The following is a 19,084-nucleotide window of genomic DNA, read 5'->3' on the forward strand; positions in this document are numbered from 1 at the left end:
GAAACCACTACTTAAAAATCAGCTTGTATGGATATGAGAAGTGAATGATTTAAACTCTATCTCATTGACGTTTAGCATACGCAAATGCTTGATAGAACGCACTATTTGCCCGCATAGGGGAGAAGATTTGGAACCTTATTATGAATAAACGTGTTCGAATTATCCACTTCCCTCAACCATTCAAGCTGACCCTTTAGAAGTGGTTTCGAGACACTTATATGGTCAAGGGGCGGAGGGAAACGGTGAGACTCCTATGGGACGTGTGGGACTGGTGAGACCCCGGAAGGCTTAGCCTGAGGAGGCTCACCGCCCGCCCCATGGAAAGCGAACCATTTCCCGGAGCCCTAGAATCCCACGAACATCTCGAAATTGAGTCTTCCACAATCGGGAGCGTTTGTGAAAGAGGTGAGTATTAGAGGTTGGCGTAAAAAAAAGAAGCCTCCAAGAAAAATGGAGGCTTCTTTCGTATTCATTTTAGACACGTTGGTCGCTTCCAAAGAAGCTTTTGAAAGATTCAATAGCTGTGTCACGGTTAAGTGCAGCAATGGAAGTCGTTAAAGGAATTCCCTTTGGACAAGACTGCACACAGTTTTGTGCGTTTCCGCAGCCCATGAGTCCTTCTTCATCCATAATTGTCTGCAAACGTTCACTCTTGTTCATTTCCCCTGTAGGATGAGAGTTGAATAAACGAACCTGAGATAATGGAGCAGGTCCAATGAAGTCCGATTTGCTATTGACGTTCGGGCAAGCTTCCAAGCATACTCCACATGTCATACATTTGGATAGCTCATAAGCCCATTGACGCTTACTTTCAGGCATTTTAGGTCCTGGACCAAGATCGTATGTTCCATCAATTGGAATCCAGGCTTTTACTTTCTTCAATGAATCAAACATACGGCTGCGGTCAACAGCGAGGTCACGGTTGACTGGGAATGTCGTCATTGGAGCCAAACGGATCGGCTGTTCGAGTTGATCAACGAGTGCTGTACAGGATTGACGAGGCGTCCCGTTAATCACCATAGAACAAGCACCACATACCTCTTCCAGACAACCCATATCCCAATAAACAGGAGTCGTGGGCTCACCATCTGCATTGACAGGGTTACGACGAATTTCCATAAGCGCAGAGATGACGTTCATATTTTCACGATACGGTATCTCGAATTTCTCTTCATAAGATGATTCATCAGGGTGGTCCTGACGAGTAATGATCATCGTGATCGTTTTATTTTCGCTCATGATCGTTACCTCCTTTATTTACTTTTCGAGTAATCACGTTTACGAGGCTCGATTAAGGATGTATCGACTTCGTCATAACGGAATACCGGCTTATTGTTTTCCTTATCAAAGCTAGCCACCGTCGTCTTCAGCCATTCTTCATCATTACGTTCAGGGAATTCAGGCTTGTAGTGGGCGCCACGGCTTTCATTACGGTTGTATGCGCCTTGAGTAATTACGCGAGCCAGTTGAAGCATGTTCCAAAGTTGTCGTGTGAACATAGCTCCCTGGTTACTCCAGCGAGAAGTATCATTGATATTGATTCGCTTGTAACGGTCCATCAATTCAACGATTTTTTCATCGGTTTTCAGAAGCTTTTCATTTTCCCGAACAACTGTAACGTTGTCCGTCATCCATTCTCCGAGCTCTTTATGAATCTGGTAAGCATTCTCGTCCCCATCCATATTCATAATCGCTTCGAATTTATCCTGTTCTTCTTTTACTTTCTCTTCAAACAGCTTGGCTGTCATATCATCTGCCAGCGTTTCCAATCCATCAATATATTTAACGGCATTCGGTCCAGCTACCATTCCTCCAAAAATGGAAGAAAGCAGTGAGTTGGCCCCGAGTCTGTTTCCACCGTGTTGTGTGTAATCACATTCTCCGGCAGCGAAAATTCCCGGGATATTGGTCATTTGGTCATAGTCGACCCACATACCGCCCATGGAATAGTGAACGGCAGGGAAAATCTTCATCGGTACTTTTTTCGGATCGTCCCCTACGAATTTTTCATAGATTTCAATAATTCCGCCAAGCTTGACGTCTAATTCCTTCGGATCTTTATGAGATAGATCAAGGTAAACCATGTTCTCCCCATTGATCCCTAGCTTTTGATTGACACAAACATCAAAGATTTCGCGTGTTGCTATATCACGCGGTACAAGGTTACCATAAGCCGGATATTTTTCCTCTAAGAAATACCAAGGCTCTCCATCTTTATATGTCCATACGCGTCCACCTTCACCTCGAGCTGATTCACTCATAAGGCGCAGTTTGTCATCGCCGGGAATCGCTGTCGGGTGAATTTGAATGAACTCACCGTTTGCATAGTTTACGCCTTGCTGATAAAGCGCACCTGCTGCAGAACCTGTGTTGATGACAGAGTTGGTGGACTTACCGAAGATGATTCCTGGTCCCCCTGTTGCCATGATTACAGCATCTGCCGGGAAGGCTTTAATTTCATGGTCGCTCAGATTCTGACCAATGATGCCTCGTCCTACACCATCATCATCAACGATTGCGGATAAGAACTCCCAATTTTCATATTTGGTTACCAGACCATTCACTTCGTGACGTCGCACCTGCTCATCCAAAGCGTAGAGAAGCTGCTGTCCGGTAGTTGCTCCGGCAAAGGCTGTACGGTGGTGCTGAGTTCCACCAAAGCGACGGAAGTCCAGCAATCCCTCTGGAGTACGGTTGAACATTACGCCCATACGATCCAGTAAGTGAATAATTCCTGGTGCTGCATCACACATCGCTTTTACTGGAGGCTGGTTCGCTAAGAAATCCCCTCCATAAACTGTATCGTCAAAGTGTTCCCATGGGGAATCGCCTTCCCCTTTCGTATTAACTGCCCCATTAATTCCGCCTTGGGCACATACAGAGTGAGAACGCTTAACAGGAACAATGGAAAGCAAGTCCACGTGAACCCCTTGTTCTGCTGCTTTAATTGTTGCCATTAGGCCGGCTAAACCACCACCGACAACAACAATATTACGGTTTGTCATGATTGAAGCTCACTCCCTTGAATACTAAAAATCTACCGTTTCATGATTGAAATTTTCATTAATTATATGCCATATGCGAATTGAATAAGTGTACGAACACCAACATAAGAAATCGCAAGGAAAATGATGATGCTTGCATAGGTCATAATCTTCTGTGAGCGAGGTGAAACTGTGATTCCCCAGCTGACAAAGAACGACCAAAGACCATTTGAGAAGTGGAAAGTCGTTGAAACGACCCCTACTATGTAGAACCAAAAGAAGAAAGGTTCAGTAAGGATGCCTTCCATCAACGAATAGTTCAATTCTGCCCAACCGAAACCAATAGCAATTCTCGTTTCCCATACATGCCATGCAATGAATATGAGTGTGATGATTCCAGTGATCCTTTGGAAGATGAACATCCAGTTCCTAAAATAACCGAAGTTAGATAAATTACTTTTCGCTGTGAAAGCAATATACACTCCGTAAATAGAGTGGAACAACAGTGGTAAAAAGATAATGAAAATCTCCAGTACATAACGATATGGCAAGCTCTCCATAAAATGAGCTGCAGCGTTAAATGCTTCTGGTCCACGTGTTGCAAAATAGTTCACAGTCAAGTGTTGGATCAAAAAGATCCCGATTGGGACGACTCCCAAAAGTGAATGCAGTCTTCGATTAACGTATCCGCGTGTTCCCGCCATATTTACCCCCCTCAAGATGATAACAGTGTGAATATGAACATTTTTCAGACAGTTAAGCGCTTTAATTTAGCGTTAAAAATAATAGGAAAAGCCCCTCTTCCCTTACTACTCGTCTGACCAATGTACAATTTGTGACATGTTTATTGTACTTCTATCCCGTATAAGCGTCAAGAAAGCACGTTCATTATTTGCTCAAAAATACACATTTATTTCCTTTCAATCAAAAGGAACAATTTTTATTGCACCGAACCTCTTTTCGAGTGATAATAAGGAGAGAAAGGACTGAGCGTTTTGAAAGAATCTACGAAGCTAACAACCGGCAACATTTCATCGCTTGTAGGGACAGGCGCAGGTTTTGATCTGATGCGTTATTACACCCTCCCGGATTTCTTAGGGAAAGATGCCCCCTACCTCCTTTATTATATGGGGAAAAACATGGCTAGACAGACTGAGATCAGTACCCTGGATGAGCTCTATGAATTTTTCCAGTACATGGGCTGGGGAGAACTTATCTTAGTCAAAGAAAAAAGAAAAGAATTGATTTTCAATTTGAGCGGCCATATGATAGAAAAGCGGCTGAACCAGAAGATGTTCGAGGTCGACTTCCGCATGGAGTGTGGCTTCATGGCAGAAATCATCTGCCAAATTTATGATCATACATATGAATGTTTTGAAGAGAAAAATCACAAAGAAAACTACGTCGAGATTACAGCGTTAAAAGGATAAATAAAGAGAAAAAAAGAACCAGCTGTTATTCTTCAGCTGGTTCTTCTACGTTATCTTGATTAAGGTGGATAAGAATGGTGTTAGCTACAGGTTCCGGAACACCTAATTTGGTAATATCCTCAATATCTGCATTTTTTATCTCTGTCACAGATTTAAAGTGTCTAAGCAACAGCCGCCTGCGCTTCTGTCCCACACCTGGAATACGATCCAGTTCAGATTGAATGGCACCTTTTCCACGAAGCTGACGGTGAAAGGAAATAGCGAATCTGTGTACTTCATCTTGTATCCTCTGGACTAGATAAAATTCTTGAGACTGACGATCAAGATCGATGGGGCTCGGAGGCTCCCCGTATAATAACTCACTGGTTTTGTGTTTATCGTCCTTAGCTAAACCGCATAGAGGAACATCCACTCCCAGTTCATTCTCAAGTACATCAAGAGCGGCCGTCATTTGACCTTTTCCTCCATCAACGACAATTAAGTCTGGAAGGGGCAGATCTTCTTTTAACACCCGCTTATACCTCCTTCGAATCACTTCTCTCATGGTTTCATAGTCGTCAGGACCTTCTACATCCCTGATCTTATACTTTCTGTACTCTTTCTTCTGCGGTTTTCCATCAATGAAAACAACCATCGCAGAAACAGGGTCTGCCCCTTGAATATTGGAGTTATCAAAAGCTTCGATCCGATGCGGCGTTTCAATATGCAGATGCTCTCCTAGTGATTCAACGGCTTTGATAGTCCGCTCTTCATCCCGTTCGATTAAGGCGAATTTTTCTTCCAGAGATATTTTGGCATTTTTCATGGCAAGCTCGACCAATTCTTTTTTTCTCCCACGCATAGGGATAAGAACTTTTGTGTCTAAGGCTCCCTCCAAGACATCCACGTCGGTCGCGACTGGCACGAGAACCTGTTTAGGATATGGATGGTTTTGATGCAGGTAAAAGCGTCCGATATAGCTGATGAAAGTTTCTTCTGGGTCGTCGAAAAATGGAAACAGCGTAACATCCCGTTCAATGAGTTTGCCCTGTCGGACGAAGAAGACCTGAACACACATCCATCCTTTATCATAGGAGTAGCCAAAAATGTCTCTGTCCACTTGATCATTCATTGTCATCTTCTGCTGTTCCATGACAGATTCAATGTGTTCAATTTGATCTCTTAATTCTTTGGCACGTTCAAAATCAAGTTCTTCAGACGCTTCAAGCATTCGCTTTTTCAAATCTTTTTTGATTTCTGTATGACCGCCATTTAGAAAAGACGTTATATTTTGAACAATATCTTCATTGGTTTTTTTGGAGACCTTATACTCGCATGGGCCCAGGCACTGATGCATGTGGTAATAAAGACAAACACGGTCGGGCATGGTATTACATTTTCTTAATGGATACAATCGATCCAGGAGCTTTTTCGTTTCTCTTGCTGCAATGACGTTGGGATAGGGACCAAAATACTTTCCTTTATCTTTTTTCACATTTCTTGTGACAATCAGCCGAGGGTGTCTTTCTGCTGTCACCTTTAGATAGGGATACGTTTTATCGTCTTTTAATAAAACGTTGTATTTGGGGTCATATTTTTTAATTAAATTCATTTCCAAAATTAGAGCTTCAATCTCTGAATTGGTCACAATATATTCAAAGTTGATGATTTCACGTACAAGTCTTTGCGTTTTACCGTCATGTGCCCCGGTAAAATAGGAGCGCACTCTATTTTTTAATACTTTAGACTTCCCTACGTAAATAACGGTATCATTTTTATCCTTCATAAGGTAGCAACCGGGCTGGTCCGGTAGTACAGCCAGCTTTTCTTTTATCGTTGAGTTCATATAAGTTCACTCCATGACGTAGATTATATATTGAAAAAATACCACAACTATGGAACAAGTATGCAGGCTCAATGCGCACAAAACCAACTTAAGCAACGTCTCGATTTATTGAAAGTAAATATCAAGAAGCTGCTTAAGATCTTGAACCTGAGTATATCCTGAAAGATGATGAAAGCCGCGCTGCTTGGCAACGCGGCTTTCAAAGTAATTTCGTTCATTAGGAATGTTTTTGAATCAATTCAGCAAGGGCTTCTTTCGGTTGGAAACCGATGACCTGATCCACGACTTGACCATCTTTGAAAAGAAGAAGTGTCGGGATACTCATAACACCGAATTTACCAGCTGTTTCTTGGTTTTCGTCAACATCCAGTTTGACGATTTTTACTTGATCGCTCATTTCCGCATCCAATTCCTCTAATACGGGTGCAATCATCTTACAAGGGCCACACCATGGTGCCCAGAAGTCAGCTAGGACAAGACCCTGGCCTGTTTCTTCAGTAAAGTTTTGATCAGTTGCTTTTACAATTGCCATTTTATAATTCCTCCTCGACCTAATAGTCTGTTAAGAGTATATCACTATCTATTTTTAGTGACTAACAATTTGTTTATACCTTATTTAAACATGGAATAAAGCCGAAGCCAAATATTTGGCTTCGGCTTTATGGTTAGGCGTTGACTTTCATTTCTTTAATTTCTTCAATTAATTTAGGAACGACATCGAACAAATCACCAACGATTCCGTAATCAGCAACATTGAAAATGTTCGCTTCCGGATCCTTGTTAATCGCCACAATGACTTTTGAGTTCGACATTCCGGCTAAGTGTTGAATCGCCCCGGATATACCACATGCAATATATAAGTCTGGCGTAACGACTTTACCAGTTTGACCGATTTGTAAAGAATAGTCACAGTAACCCGCATCACAGGCTCCGCGTGATGCACCGACGGTACCACCAAGAACCTCAGCGAGTTTCTCAAGTGGTTCAAAACCTTCCGCACTCTTCACACCACGACCACCGGCGACGATCACTTTCGCTTCTGACAGGTCGATACCATCCGAAGACTTGCGCAGGACATCTTTTATAATTGTACGGATATTTGAAATCTGCACTTCTTTTTCGGATACGTTTCCAGCTAAGGAATCATCTCGTGTAAGGGGTGGAATGTTATTTGGACGAATCGTCGCAAACACGAGTCCCTCTGTAACCATTTTCTTTTCAAAAGCTTTTCCGGAATAGATGGGACGTGTGAAAACAATGTCTCCACCTTCCGCGACTACCTCAGTAGCATCTGAAATAAGTCCGGATTCAAGCTTACTGGCAAGTTTAGGAGTCAAGTCCTTACCAATTGCCGTATGACCCATGATTATTCCTTCTGGTGATTCATCCTCGATCACTTGATAGACGGCTTGGCTGTATCCATCAGATGTATACGTTTTCAATTCTGGGTTTGAAACAGTGATGACTTTGGATGCTCCATAGTACACCATTTCCTGGCCCATTTCTTTCAAGTCGCCATCTCCACATAGGACACCCACGACTTCTCCCCCGTCACTGACGATATTTGCTGCCGCAATGGCTTCAAATGTAACATTACGAAGAGATCCTTCTCTAGCTTCCCCGATCACCAACACTTTTTTACTCATAAAGATTCTCCTTTCCCTTGTCTATTTACAGTACTTTGGCTTCTGTTTTTAATAAAGATACAAGTTCTTTTACTTGATCGTCGACTTCTCCTTCGAGTACTTTCCCTGCTTCTTTTTCAGGTGGAAGGAAAATTTCAGTCGTCTTGGTTTTTGGTTCTACGTCGTCTTCATCCAAATCTAAATCATCAATTTCAAGTTCCTCAAGCGGCTTCTTCTTCGCTTTCATGATTCCAGGCAAAGAAGGGTACCTCGGCTCATTCAAGCCTTGTTGACATGTCACCAGGACAGGAAGTGTCGTTTCAACCCTTTCGACATCCCCTTCAACATCACGCTCAATATTTACGGTCGTACCATCAACTTTGATATCCGTGATTGTCGTCACACAAGCCATATCCAGACGTTCAGCAAGACGAGGACCTACTTGACCGCTTGCTTCATCAATGGCTACGTTTCCTCCTAGAATAATGTCGACTTCTTTATCTTCAAAGAACGCTTCAAGAATCTTAACCGTTGTAAATTGATCGCCTTCTTCAAGGTCATCTTCTGTATTAATCAGAACTGCTTTATCCGCTCCCATAGCAAGAGCTGTGCGAAGCTGTTTCTCTGCTTCTTCTTCTCCGATTGTCACGACAGTCACTTCTCCGCCGTGCTCGTCACGAAGGTTAATCGCTTCTTCCACCGCATACTCATCGTATGGGTTGATGATGTACTCTGCCCCATCATCAGCAATCACACCATTACTAACAGAGATTTTTTCCTCTGTGTCGAATGTTCTTTTCAACAAAACGTAAATATTCATGTCTATATACCTCCTGGACTATTGATTTTTAAATTCTGGTTTTCTTTTTTCAATAAAAGCTTGGATGCCTTCTTTAGCATCTTCATTCCCAAATACCTCTCCAAAGGCTTCTGCCTCTGCATTGTTACCCGCTTCAAACTGAGAAGTGTGAGCATACGGGATCAACTTCATGACATGATGAATGGACGGCCCGCTTTTCTCTGAGATCGTTTGAGCCAAATTTTCGGCTTTCTCAAAAAGTTCCTCACTGGAAAAACTTTGATTAGCAAGACCTAACCGGGCAGCTTCTTCCCCACTAATCGGAACACCTGTCAGAATCATTTCATAAGCTTTTGCTGTACCAACGTACCTTGGTAACCGTTGGGTGCCTGCAAAGCCAGGGACTATCCCAAGATTCAATTCAGGCAATCCTAACTTCGCATCATCGGCTACGTACCGGATGTGGCAGGACATGGCGAGTTCGAGCCCCCCGCCAAGGGCTGCCCCATGAATAGCAGCAATTACGGGGATGTGGAAATTCTCAATCCTGCTGAATAATTGCTGCCCTTTGGCTGCCAATCCTTTGTAATCATCTTCTCCTTGGAGAGATGTAAATTCTTTGATATCTGCTCCTGCAGAGAAGAAGCGTCCTTCCCCTTTAAGAAGGATAGCTTTTATGGAAGGGTCGCTTTCGATTTGATCCAGTTCCTTGGAAAGGTCTTGAAGAATGGAACTGGACAGAGCATTTGCTGGCGGGCTCTGAATTGTAATTTCTGCTACATTGCCTTTCACTTGTGAAGTTAAAGTCGACAAATCATCATCACCTTTCTCACTTATCATGACGGGCTAATCCATTCACAATTAAGCTATGGACTTCTTCAGCCTGTTCTTCTATGTTATATCGTTGCTCGTTCATGACCCAGTTTGTCACCGTCTCATCCATCGTCCCAAAAATCATTTGACGTACAAGACGGCGATCCAGGCCACTGCGGAACAACTCCTCTTCGACACCTTCTTCGACAATTTGATCAATAACGTTCAAATAGCGCTTCAATACATAGTTGATTTTTTGCCTCAATTCTTTATTCGATTGGCGCAATTCCAACTGTGTCACAATTGCCAGATGGTGATCGGCAGCCAGCTGTTCAAAATGTGTTTGGATTAATGTCAAAAGTTTTTGTTCCGCTGACTGCTTTGAGGTGGTTTCCTGCTCAATCTTTTCTATGAATTGCCCCATTTTTTCTTGAAACAATGATACAAGGATATCTTCCTTGTTTTTAAAATAAAGATAGATGGTTCCATCTGCCACTCCTGCTTTCTTTGCAATCTTAGAAACTTGAGAAGAGTGGTAGCCATTTTCAGCAATGACTTCGACAGCTGCATCAATGATTTGCTTGAATTTCGGTTTATTTTTCTTCAATGGTATATCTCCTTGCTATTGCGAACTGAAAAAATGAATGAATCATCATTCACTTATTATTCTACAAGCAAAGAAATATTCTGTCAACTTTCTTTTTGGAGTTTATTGAATACTCTCGGATTCCTCATACTTACGCTTTTCTTCATCGATCAAAGTCCTCCTTAAGATTTTACCGACCGCTGTTTTCGGTAACTCGCTTCTGAATTCATACAATCTTGGGACTTTGTACGAAGCGATGTTTTTACGGCAGTATTCATTTAATTCGTCTTCTGTAATTTCGCTGCCCTGTTTTTTAACAATAAAAGCTTTTACGGTTTCCCCACGGTATGGATCAGGAACTCCTACAACCACAGCTTCCTGAATTTCAGAATGCTCATAAAGGACTTCTTCCACTTCACGAGGGTAGATGTTATACCCACCTGCGATAATCATATCTTTTTTCCGATCGACAATATAGAAGTAACCGGCATCATCCATATACCCCATATCTCCAGTACGGAACCAGCCATCTTCACTGAGTACTTGGGCCGTTTCTTCAGGTTTGTTCCAATAACCTCTCATCACTTGAGGACCTTTCACGACAATTTCTCCGATTTCCCCGTTCTCAGCCTCTTCATCAGCATCCATCTTGTAGATCTTCGCGTCTGTATCCGGCCATGGCACTCCGATACTTCCACTCATACGCTGCCCCCATACAAGGTTGGAGTGGGTAACTGGAGAGGTTTCAGTCAACCCATATCCTTCAACAAGACGTCCACCAGTTACAGCTTCAAAACGTTCTTGTACCTCAACAGGTAATGGTGCTGAACCACTGATACAAGCTTCAATGGAAGAAAGGTCATATTTTTTCAAATTCGGATGGTTCAATAATGCGATATAAATCGTCGGGGCTCCAGGGAATAACGTGGGTTTTTGTTTATCGATCACTTTTAAAACATCTTCAGGCTCAAACTTTGGCATAAGTATCATTTTGTTCCCCATCATGACAGACAGGTTCATAACCGAGGTCATTCCGTAAACATGGAAGAACGGCAAAATGGCGAGCACAGTTTCTTCACCGTCTTTGCATTTGTACAACCATTTCTTAGACATTTGTGTGTTAACAATCAAGTTGTAATGAGTAAGCATGACACCTTTTGGAAATCCGGTCGTCCCTCCGGTGTATTGCAATAATGCCAGGTCCTCTTTAGGATCAATTTCTACCTCTTCTACATTTCCACTTGCGTTTTTTAAGATATGAGACCACAGATGGGTGTCAGTAGATTGCTCCGGTTTAACAAGCACTTGGTACTGACGTTTTTGGATGTAAGGGTATATTTTGTTTTTTGGGAAAGGAAGGTAATCTTTAATACCTGTCACGATGATGTGTTCAAGAGGGGTATCAGGCTTAATATTGGCAGCCTTCGGATAAAGGACATCAAGACAAATAATCATCTTGGCGCCGGAATCCTTCATTTGATACTCCAATTCCCTTTCCATATAGAGAGGGTTCGTCTGGACAACGATTCCTCCAGCCATCAAAACCCCATAATAGGAAATGACGGATTGAGGACAGTTCGGCAGCATGATGGAAACACGGTCGCCTTTTTCCAACCCTAAGTCTTGCAAATAGCTCGCTAATGCCTCCGCCTGTTCATAGATTTCTTTATAATCCAACTCCTTCCCCATAAAATAAAGCGCTTTCTTTTCTCCGTACGTTTCAGCACTTTCCTTAAGGTAATCATGGAGTGGTTGTTCTTTGTAATCAATGGTGACAGGGACTTCTGGTGGATACAACTTGTGCCATGGACGTTGAAAATCACTCATTTTGACAGACCTCCCTAATAATTGTCTTCTCTCCTATTATAACGACTAAAGGCTCATATTTGAATTATTATTTAAAAAATTGAAAATATTACCCTGCAAATTAATCACCTTCTTGCACATCAGCTCCCTTTTCTTGAAGACTTGGTTTCGAGATGTTTGTGTGATTCTAGAGGCTCCGGGAAACGGTTCGTCTAGCTCCATCGTCCAGACACTCGCGTCATAAGCAGAACAGCAAAGGAATAAAAAACATTCCGTTGCTGTTCTGCTTATGCCAGTCGTGTCTACCAGGACGATTCCGCATTTGAACACTTTCCATGGGGCGGGCGGTGAGACCCCGGAAGGCGTCAGCCTGAGGAGGCTCATCGCGCTCCCGCGGAAAGCGAGCTATTCCCCGCAGCCCCATCTACTCAACAAACGTCTCGAAACTGAGTCTTCCACAATCCTGCCATATACTTTAATAACTACTATTAAATGAACAAAAAACAAGAAGCCCGTTTACTTGGGGGCTTCTTGTTTGGTGATCATTTCTATTCATATGATAAAAAACAGGATGCCGACGATGAGAAATACTGCGGCAACGACCATTAATATTTTGGCTAAGGTTTCCACTGTCTCTCTCCTTAAATGATATTCGCTCCAATTACATACGAAAGCCCGATGGAAATGACTAAGGATATGAACCCTACGGCGCGGTTGTCATTTGCAATTTCCTCATCAATCTTAAAAGATGGGGTTAAGAATTCAAAGATGAAATAACCGCAAAGGAGAAGAGCAAATCCATACAGGCCCCAGCCCATCGTTTGAGTGAGCGAGTCATTATGTTCAATTGAAAAACGAAAAATGTTTGCGATTCCAAATAGTTTACCCCCGGTTGCCATCGCTACAGCAATGTTGCCCCTTTTGATTTCTTCCCAATTATTATAAGAAGTTACGATCTCAAAAATCGCCATAAAAAGAACTAAACACAAGACCACAACACTGTAACGAGCGGCGGTTTCCACTAACGTGTATTCCCAAAAATTACTCATTCCTCCGCTCCCTTTTTAACGAATTATCGAAACTCTAATACGGTCACTCCACTTCCACCTTCATTCATGCCTCCTGCCCGATGACTGGAGATGCTGCGGTGGTTCTTTGCAAAGTTCTGCACGGCCGTGCGAAGAGCTCCCGTTCCTTTACCATGAATAATGGATACTCGTGGGTAACCTGCTAAAAGAGCGTCATCAATATACTTTTCTAGCCGATTCAACGCATCTTCGTAACGCTCGCCCCGTAAATCAAGTTCTGTTTTCACATGAAAGTTCTTGCCTTTAACTGTCGCCATCGGCTTTTCCTTATAGGGTTGTTTTGCCTTCACAAATTCGAGTTCTTTTCGTTTAGCTTTTACTTTCATTACACCAACCTGAACCTGGTATTCGTTCTTACCTGTCTGTTCAACAATGGTTCCTTGCTGGTTGAGAGTCAGTAGCTTCACTTCATCTCCAGGATTCAATTCTCTCGACTCTTTTTTAGGTGCAGGAGCTGCGTTCGGTTTCTTCTTTGCAAGTTCAGGCTGCGCTTCATCAAACATCTTGCGCGCTTCAATCCATTCGTGCTCTTTCATTTGTGCCTGTGATTTCATGTTCCGTATTTCGCCAACAATCGTTTCCGCTTCTTCTCTAGCCTGGCGAATGGCTTTTTCTGCTTTTTGCTCCGCTTTCTCATACAACTTTTCACGCTGATCTTCGAATTGGTCCCATTTATGTTTCAATTCATTTCGGAGTTCTTCCGCTTCTGCAAGCAATCGTTCAGCTTCTTCATAATCCTGCTCTGCCCCGCGCTTTGATTCTTCCAGGGAAGCAATCATATTCTCAACACTCTGAGAATCTACACCGACATGACCCTTGGCAGACTCGATCACTGATTCTCTTAAGCCGAGACGCCTGGAAATCTCAAAAGCATTACTCCGACCTGGAACGCCAATCAACAGGCGGTAAGTAGGTTTAAGTGTTTGAATATCAAATTCGACAGAAGCGTTAATCACGTCTGGGCGATTATAGCCATAAGCCTTCAATTCCGGATAGTGCGTCGTCGCGATGACACGGGCCTTCCGGTTGACTACCTCATCTAAGATCGACATCGCAAGAGCTGCTCCTTCTTGCGGGTCCGTGCCTGCACCTAGTTCATCAAATAAAACAAGGGACTGATCATCGACTTTGTCCAAAATGTCTACAATATTGGTCATGTGAGAAGAAAAAGTGGATAAACTTTGCTCGATGGACTGTTCATCACCAATGTCTGCATAAACTTCTTTGAATACAGCCATCTCACATCCATCCAAAGCAGGTACCTGTAACCCGGACTGTGCCATCAGTGTGCACAAGCCTACAAGTTTGAGAGTAACTGTTTTTCCTCCAGTGTTAGGTCCGGTAATAACTATCGATGTATAATCCGTGCCTATTTCGATGTCATTCGGAACGACTTCATCCTCAGAAATAAGGGGATGTCTTGCTTGTTTCATATCGATACGGCCTTCATCATTCATCTTAGGCATGGCTGCTCGCATCTGCTTACCTAACTTAGCTCTGGCAAACATGAAATCCATATGGCCCAACACTTGAACATTTTCATATAAAGGTTCATGATTTTCCGCAATCGACTCAGAAAGTTCTTTTAAGATTTTTTCAATCTCATTTTTTTCTTGAACACGGGCTTCTTGCAGTTGGTTATTCAAGTCTACGACTGTTTGCGGTTCTATGAACAATGTCGCACCAGAGGATGATTGATCATGGACAATGCCGCCTATGGACCCACGATATTCCTGCTTTACAGGGAGAACATAACGTTCATTTCGTATGGTAACAATCGCATCCGAAAGCATTTTTGACTTAGATTTTGTGAAAGACTCCATTTTGTCCCTTACACGGCTCTCATAAGTCCGGATCTTCGAACGGATGGATCGCAATTTCTCTGACGCTCCATCCATAACCCCTCCATGATCATCGATACAGTTTCTGATATCGCTCTCGAGTTCCCTTAATGAGGCGATTGAAGATACCATCTCTCTCAAAATAGGCATCTCGGGTTCTTCCATATCTTCAATGAAACGTTTAAGTTGTCTACCTCCATATATGGTACTGGCGACATCCAGGCATTCTAATGCACTGAGCGTGCCGCCGATGGTAGTCCGCTTCAAGCTTGGTTTGATATCAAATATACCACCAAGTGGGACATGACCTTTCAGACGAAGGACTTGGCCAGCCTCATCCGTTTCCAATTGTAAGTGGCGGACCTCTTCTAGATCAGAAGATGGTTTTAAGGCGGCTGTTTTTTCTTTCCCCAAGGAAGAAGCCGCTTGTTCGTTCAATTGTTCTATGATTTTTTTAAATTCTAGTACATGAAGGATGCGTTGATTCATGTGTAACCGTCTCCTTTATTACTCCTTATGGCTGTTGAACTTATCCATCAACTGTTGTTTCGTCCACGTATTGATGACTGTATCTTTTCTAAGCCACCCTTTTCGCGCTGCACCAATTCCTATTTCCATATGCTCTAACATAGGATAACTGTGAGCATCTGTATTAACAGCAATGTTTAAGCCCTCTTCCTGAGCTCTCATTAACCATTCCCAACTCAAATCTAACCGGTTAGGATTCGCGTTAAGTTCAAGAATCGTCCCTGTTCTCTTCGCCCCTTCAATCAATGCTTCAAGGTTCACGTCGTAGCCTTCGCGACGGCCTATTAAACGTCCTGTCGGATGAGCAATCATATGAACATGAGGGTTTTCTAGAGCGTTGGTCAACCTTTCCATAATTTGATCCTGGGATTGCTGAAAACTCGAGTGAATGGATGCGATGACAAAATCCATTTCTTTCAGGAACTCATCATCAAAATCCATGGTTCCATCTGGAAGAATGTCCATTTCAATGCCGGCAAAGATATGGAAATCTTCCATTTCAGCATTCACCTTTTCAATCTCTTTTCTTTGCAAGCGTAAGCGCTCTTCATTCAATCCATTTGCTACACGCAAATATTTCGAGTGATCGGTGATTGCGATGTACTCATACCCTTTCGCTTTTGCTCTCTCAGCCATCTCTTTGATGGACTGTGCTCCATCGCTCCAAGTCGAGTGCATATGAAGATCCCCGCGAATATTCTCCAATTCCACGAGTTCGATAGGTTCCTTGAATTTCTCAACTTCCCCATAATTCTCTCTTACTTCAGGGGGGATGAAATGAAGACCAAAGTGTTGGAAGAATTCTTCTTCCGTTTCAAACGTTTGGACTTCTCCCGTTTCCACTTTTTCAATACCATACTCACTTATTTTTTCATCGTTCTCTTTTGCCAGCTGTCTCATTGCGACATTATGATCTTTGGACCCTGTGAAATGGTGTAAGGTCGTAGCAAACTCTTCTGGTGCAACAATACGGAAATCAATACCTATATCATAACCCTCGTTAACGACCACAGAAACTTTCGTCTCACCTGAGGCGATCACTTCTTTGATATCTGGATACGCCAGTAGTTCATCTCGAGTTTCAACAGCATTTTCAGAAGCAATGATGAAATCAATATCTTTAATCGTTTCACGCATTCTCCTTAAACTTCCCGCTCTTGAGAACCGGGTGAAAGTTTTTCCCTGTTCAAGAAAATGCTCGATTTTTTCTGCTAGTGGAAGCATGACAGCAATCGGCAGGCGTTCTGGACGTGCTCCCGCTTCTTCAATCGCCTTCAACATCTTTTCGGCAGACTTTTTCCCGAAACCGTCCAATTCTTCCACTTTCCCAGCTTCAAGAGCTTCTTTCAATGTTTCTGCATCGGTCACACCTAATTGTTGGTAAAGCTTCGCCAATTTCTTACCGCCGAGACCTGGAAGGTCAAGCAATGGGACTAGGCCGGCAGGAACTTCTGCCTGTAATTGTTTTAATGTATCTGATTCTTCGTTTTCTAAGTATTCATCAATGACCGTTGCCGTTCCTTTTCCGATTCCTTTCATTTTAGTGAAATCATCAATCTCACTTAATGATCTGTCATCACGCTCTAAAGCTTGCGCAGCCTTACGGTAAGCAGAAATTTTAAAAGGGTTCTCCCCTTTCAACTCTAAGTAAACAGCGATTTTTTCCAATAGTTTAATGACTTGTTTCTTATCGATAGTCATGTTTATCGACTCCTTCACGTTTTATCCTGTTTTCAAGATGAAAAAGAGCCGCCATGATCATAATCATAGCGGCTCTACCTGTACTTTCATCCTAACGCCTTACTCAGCCGGCTACATGTTCAATCCACAGCGTTTTCAATTGTTCTGAAAAGACTGGTGTGTGTTCGATGATCAGCTGTGCAAGTATCGATCCGTCCAAAGCACTTTGCACCCCAGCCAGAGGTACAAGCGCCGCTATGTACAGCACCACGAATAAGATGACATAATTTTCAATAAAGCCTAAAATTCCACCTAACAACGTATTCAAAGAATGCAGGATCGGCAATTCTGAAACAAAGTCCAACATGGACGCAATAATATGTAAGATGATTTTGGCCCCAAAAAAGATAATCGCAAAAGCAACAGCGTTATAAAAGGCTTGTTCCAAAGGCAGATTTTCTAAAAAGATCGCCCAGGAAGAATCTTGTGGCAGTTCAGGATAGGGTACCCATAACGTCAGTTTCGGCGCGAGGTCATCATAGTAGATAACAGCGAGTACAAAAGCTACAATAAATCCAATGAGATGGAAAAGCTGAAGGATAAAACCTCTTTTCAACCCCGTTATTACACCAATAAACAAAATAAACAACAACAATAAATCAATCATTTTACCCTCTATCCTCTTTCTCTTTCTTTTCAATATAATTCATAAGTTCTGTACATTCTTCCTTTAATTTCATATATTCATTCATCGTATTCACAGCGGTCAAAACGGCGAGCTTTGCCGTATCCAGACTAGGATTCGCTTCATGGATCTCACGCATTTTTTGATCCACCAGACTGGATACCATACGGATATGATGGGGCTCTTCATGACCAACTATAGTGTAAGATCGTTTGTTGATCTCCACTGTAATTCTTTTTTTCTCTTGGTCTGACTGCGACACATTCATACCCCCTAGTTTCTCTCAATCCTAAACTTTATATTAACACGAAGCTTGACAAATAGGAAACCAATATGGATGTTTTTCGCAAATGTTCTCTTTTGTCATCCATTTTGCTATACTAATCCTATCATTTTAGACAGAAAGGAATCCATTATGCCCCAAGTTGTATTGAAATTACCTGCGTCAACACTAGAGAACATGAAGAAATATTACACCTCAAGTCTGAAAAACAGTCCGCCAGCAGCGGTATTCGCAGCTAAAACACCCAACTGCACCATTACAGCCTACAAATCAGGCAAAGTGCTCTTTCAAGGTCAGAAACCAGAGACAGAAGCTGAAAAATGGGGAACCGTTCCTTCTACTACCTCAGGAGATGGAAAGACACGTAAGAACAACCGTCATGCCTTTCATCCTGAGGACCAGCTTTTCGCAAGCTCCCATATTGGTTCCGATGAAGCAGGGACAGGGGACTATTTCGGCCCCATCACCGTAGCAGCTGCTTTTGTCACAAAAGAACAAATCTCTCAATTGAAGGCAATCGGTGTAAAAGATTCAAAAAATCTTTCGGATGCACAAATTACCAACCTGGCGAAAGACATAGTAGCTATGAAAATCCCATATAGTCTGCTCAGACTGCCGAATAAAAAATATAACCAGTGGCAGCGAAAAGGGTGGAGCCAGGGGAAAATGAAAACTATGCTCCACCATCAAGCCTTGAATCGTCTCCTTGAGAAGATTGCTCCTGAAAAACCAGATGGCATCTTAATCGACCAGTTTTCAGAACCACATGTTTACGAAAAACACCTGAGAAGTGAGAATCAGCAGCTTCAAGAACATGTTTACTTTATGACAAAAGCAGAAAGTTATTCGATCGCTGTCGCAACAGCTTCCATCATTGCAAGATCAGCTTTTGTAAAGGCGATGAATCAGATGGAATTCGATACAGGCCTTCCGATACCTAAAGGGGCTTCAGGAAAAGTCGATCGTGCTGCTGCAGCTATCATTGAAGCCTACGGCGAAGAAAAACTGGAGGAATTAGCCAAAGTACACTTTGCCACCACGGAAAAAGCGAAGAAATTCGTTAAATAATGCTGCTTATACAAAAAAGCTCAGAGTTAAGAAAAACTCTGAG

Annotated in this window: 17 protein-coding genes; 2 read left to right on the forward strand and 15 right to left on the reverse strand. The window is 42.6% G+C overall.

Annotated elements, in window-relative coordinates; genetic code table 11:
• Window positions 1–474: 474 nt before the first annotated feature.
• The 3 genes from sdhB to VKA52_RS03675 form a co-directional block, all read right to left on the reverse strand.
• Entirely contained in the window at window positions 475–1,239 is a 765-nt protein-coding gene (sdhB, locus tag VKA52_RS03665) for a succinate dehydrogenase iron-sulfur subunit (RefSeq protein ID WP_160915528.1), read from the reverse strand.
• A gap of 14 nt (window positions 1,240–1,253) precedes the next feature.
• Window positions 1,254–3,005 (reverse strand): succinate dehydrogenase flavoprotein subunit, encoded by a 1,752-nt coding sequence (gene sdhA, locus VKA52_RS03670; protein ID WP_326314236.1) that lies wholly within the window; start codon window positions 3,003–3,005, stop codon window positions 1,254–1,256.
• 62 nt (window positions 3,006–3,067) lie between these two features.
• Window positions 3,068–3,688, reverse strand: coding sequence for a succinate dehydrogenase cytochrome b558 subunit (locus VKA52_RS03675; protein ID WP_160915532.1), 621 nt, complete (start codon window positions 3,686–3,688; stop codon window positions 3,068–3,070).
• A gap of 291 nt (window positions 3,689–3,979) precedes the next feature.
• On the opposite strand from VKA52_RS03675, the gene VKA52_RS03680 reads away from it, so the two are divergent.
• Entirely contained in the window at window positions 3,980–4,414 is a 435-nt protein-coding gene (locus VKA52_RS03680) for a YslB family protein (RefSeq protein WP_237417539.1), read from the forward strand.
• A 25-nt stretch (window positions 4,415–4,439) separates the two neighbouring features.
• On the opposite strand, the gene uvrC is transcribed toward VKA52_RS03680, so the two are convergent.
• From uvrC to zapA, 12 genes are all read right to left on the reverse strand, one after another.
• Window positions 4,440–6,239: an excinuclease ABC subunit UvrC gene (uvrC, locus tag VKA52_RS03685; RefSeq protein ID WP_326314237.1), complete on the reverse strand. Its 1,800-nt coding sequence runs from the start codon at window positions 6,237–6,239 to the stop codon at window positions 4,440–4,442.
• A 217-nt stretch (window positions 6,240–6,456) separates the two neighbouring features.
• Complete coding sequence (trxA, locus tag VKA52_RS03690) at window positions 6,457–6,795, reverse strand: thioredoxin (protein ID WP_326314256.1); 339 nt, start codon at window positions 6,793–6,795, stop codon at window positions 6,457–6,459.
• A 109-nt stretch (window positions 6,796–6,904) separates the two neighbouring features.
• Window positions 6,905–7,885, reverse strand: coding sequence for an electron transfer flavoprotein subunit alpha/FixB family protein (locus tag VKA52_RS03695; RefSeq protein ID WP_160915538.1), 981 nt, complete (start codon window positions 7,883–7,885; stop codon window positions 6,905–6,907).
• A gap of 25 nt (window positions 7,886–7,910) precedes the next feature.
• Complete coding sequence (locus VKA52_RS03700) at window positions 7,911–8,684, reverse strand: electron transfer flavoprotein subunit beta/FixA family protein (protein ID WP_326314238.1); 774 nt, start codon at window positions 8,682–8,684, stop codon at window positions 7,911–7,913.
• 18 nt (window positions 8,685–8,702) lie between these two features.
• Complete coding sequence (locus VKA52_RS03705) at window positions 8,703–9,476, reverse strand: enoyl-CoA hydratase (RefSeq protein ID WP_206947553.1); 774 nt, start codon at window positions 9,474–9,476, stop codon at window positions 8,703–8,705.
• Between the two features lie 16 nt (window positions 9,477–9,492).
• Window positions 9,493–10,083: a TetR/AcrR family transcriptional regulator gene (locus VKA52_RS03710; RefSeq protein ID WP_160915542.1), complete on the reverse strand. Its 591-nt coding sequence runs from the start codon at window positions 10,081–10,083 to the stop codon at window positions 9,493–9,495.
• 102 nt (window positions 10,084–10,185) lie between these two features.
• Complete coding sequence (locus tag VKA52_RS03715) at window positions 10,186–11,889, reverse strand: long-chain-fatty-acid--CoA ligase (RefSeq protein ID WP_326314239.1); 1,704 nt, start codon at window positions 11,887–11,889, stop codon at window positions 10,186–10,188.
• 620 nt (window positions 11,890–12,509) lie between these two features.
• A complete protein-coding gene (locus VKA52_RS03720) occupies window positions 12,510–12,917 on the reverse strand; it encodes a DUF350 domain-containing protein (protein WP_160915545.1) in 408 nt (135 codons plus the stop codon).
• Window positions 12,918–12,940: 23 nt separating this feature from the next.
• Window positions 12,941–15,286 carry an endonuclease MutS2 gene (locus VKA52_RS03725; RefSeq protein ID WP_326314240.1) on the reverse strand — a complete coding sequence of 782 codons (2,346 nt, stop codon included), beginning with the start codon at window positions 15,284–15,286 and terminating at the stop codon, window positions 12,941–12,943.
• A gap of 18 nt (window positions 15,287–15,304) precedes the next feature.
• Window positions 15,305–17,026 carry a DNA polymerase/3'-5' exonuclease PolX gene (gene polX / locus VKA52_RS03730; RefSeq protein WP_326314241.1) on the reverse strand — a complete coding sequence of 574 codons (1,722 nt, stop codon included), beginning with the start codon at window positions 17,024–17,026 and terminating at the stop codon, window positions 15,305–15,307.
• Window positions 17,027–17,129: 103 nt separating this feature from the next.
• The gene (locus tag VKA52_RS03735; RefSeq protein WP_146812625.1) at window positions 17,130–17,672 is read right to left on the reverse strand and encodes a CvpA family protein; all 543 of its coding nucleotides are present in this window, start codon (window positions 17,670–17,672) and stop codon (window positions 17,130–17,132) included.
• Window position 17,673: 1 nt separating this feature from the next.
• Window positions 17,674–17,958, reverse strand: coding sequence for a cell division protein ZapA (gene zapA, locus VKA52_RS03740; protein WP_089650576.1), 285 nt, complete (start codon window positions 17,956–17,958; stop codon window positions 17,674–17,676).
• Window positions 17,959–18,105: 147 nt separating this feature from the next.
• Here zapA and rnhC point away from each other — a divergent pair, with 147 nt between their 5' ends.
• The gene (gene rnhC / locus VKA52_RS03745; protein ID WP_326314242.1) at window positions 18,106–19,041 is read left to right on the forward strand and encodes a ribonuclease HIII; all 936 of its coding nucleotides are present in this window, start codon (window positions 18,106–18,108) and stop codon (window positions 19,039–19,041) included.
• Window positions 19,042–19,084 lie beyond the last annotated feature (43 nt).

It is taken from the genome of Halobacillus sp. HZG1, assembly GCF_035818575.1.
Classification (GTDB): Bacteria; Bacillota; Bacilli; order Bacillales; family Halobacillaceae; genus Halobacillus; species Halobacillus litoralis.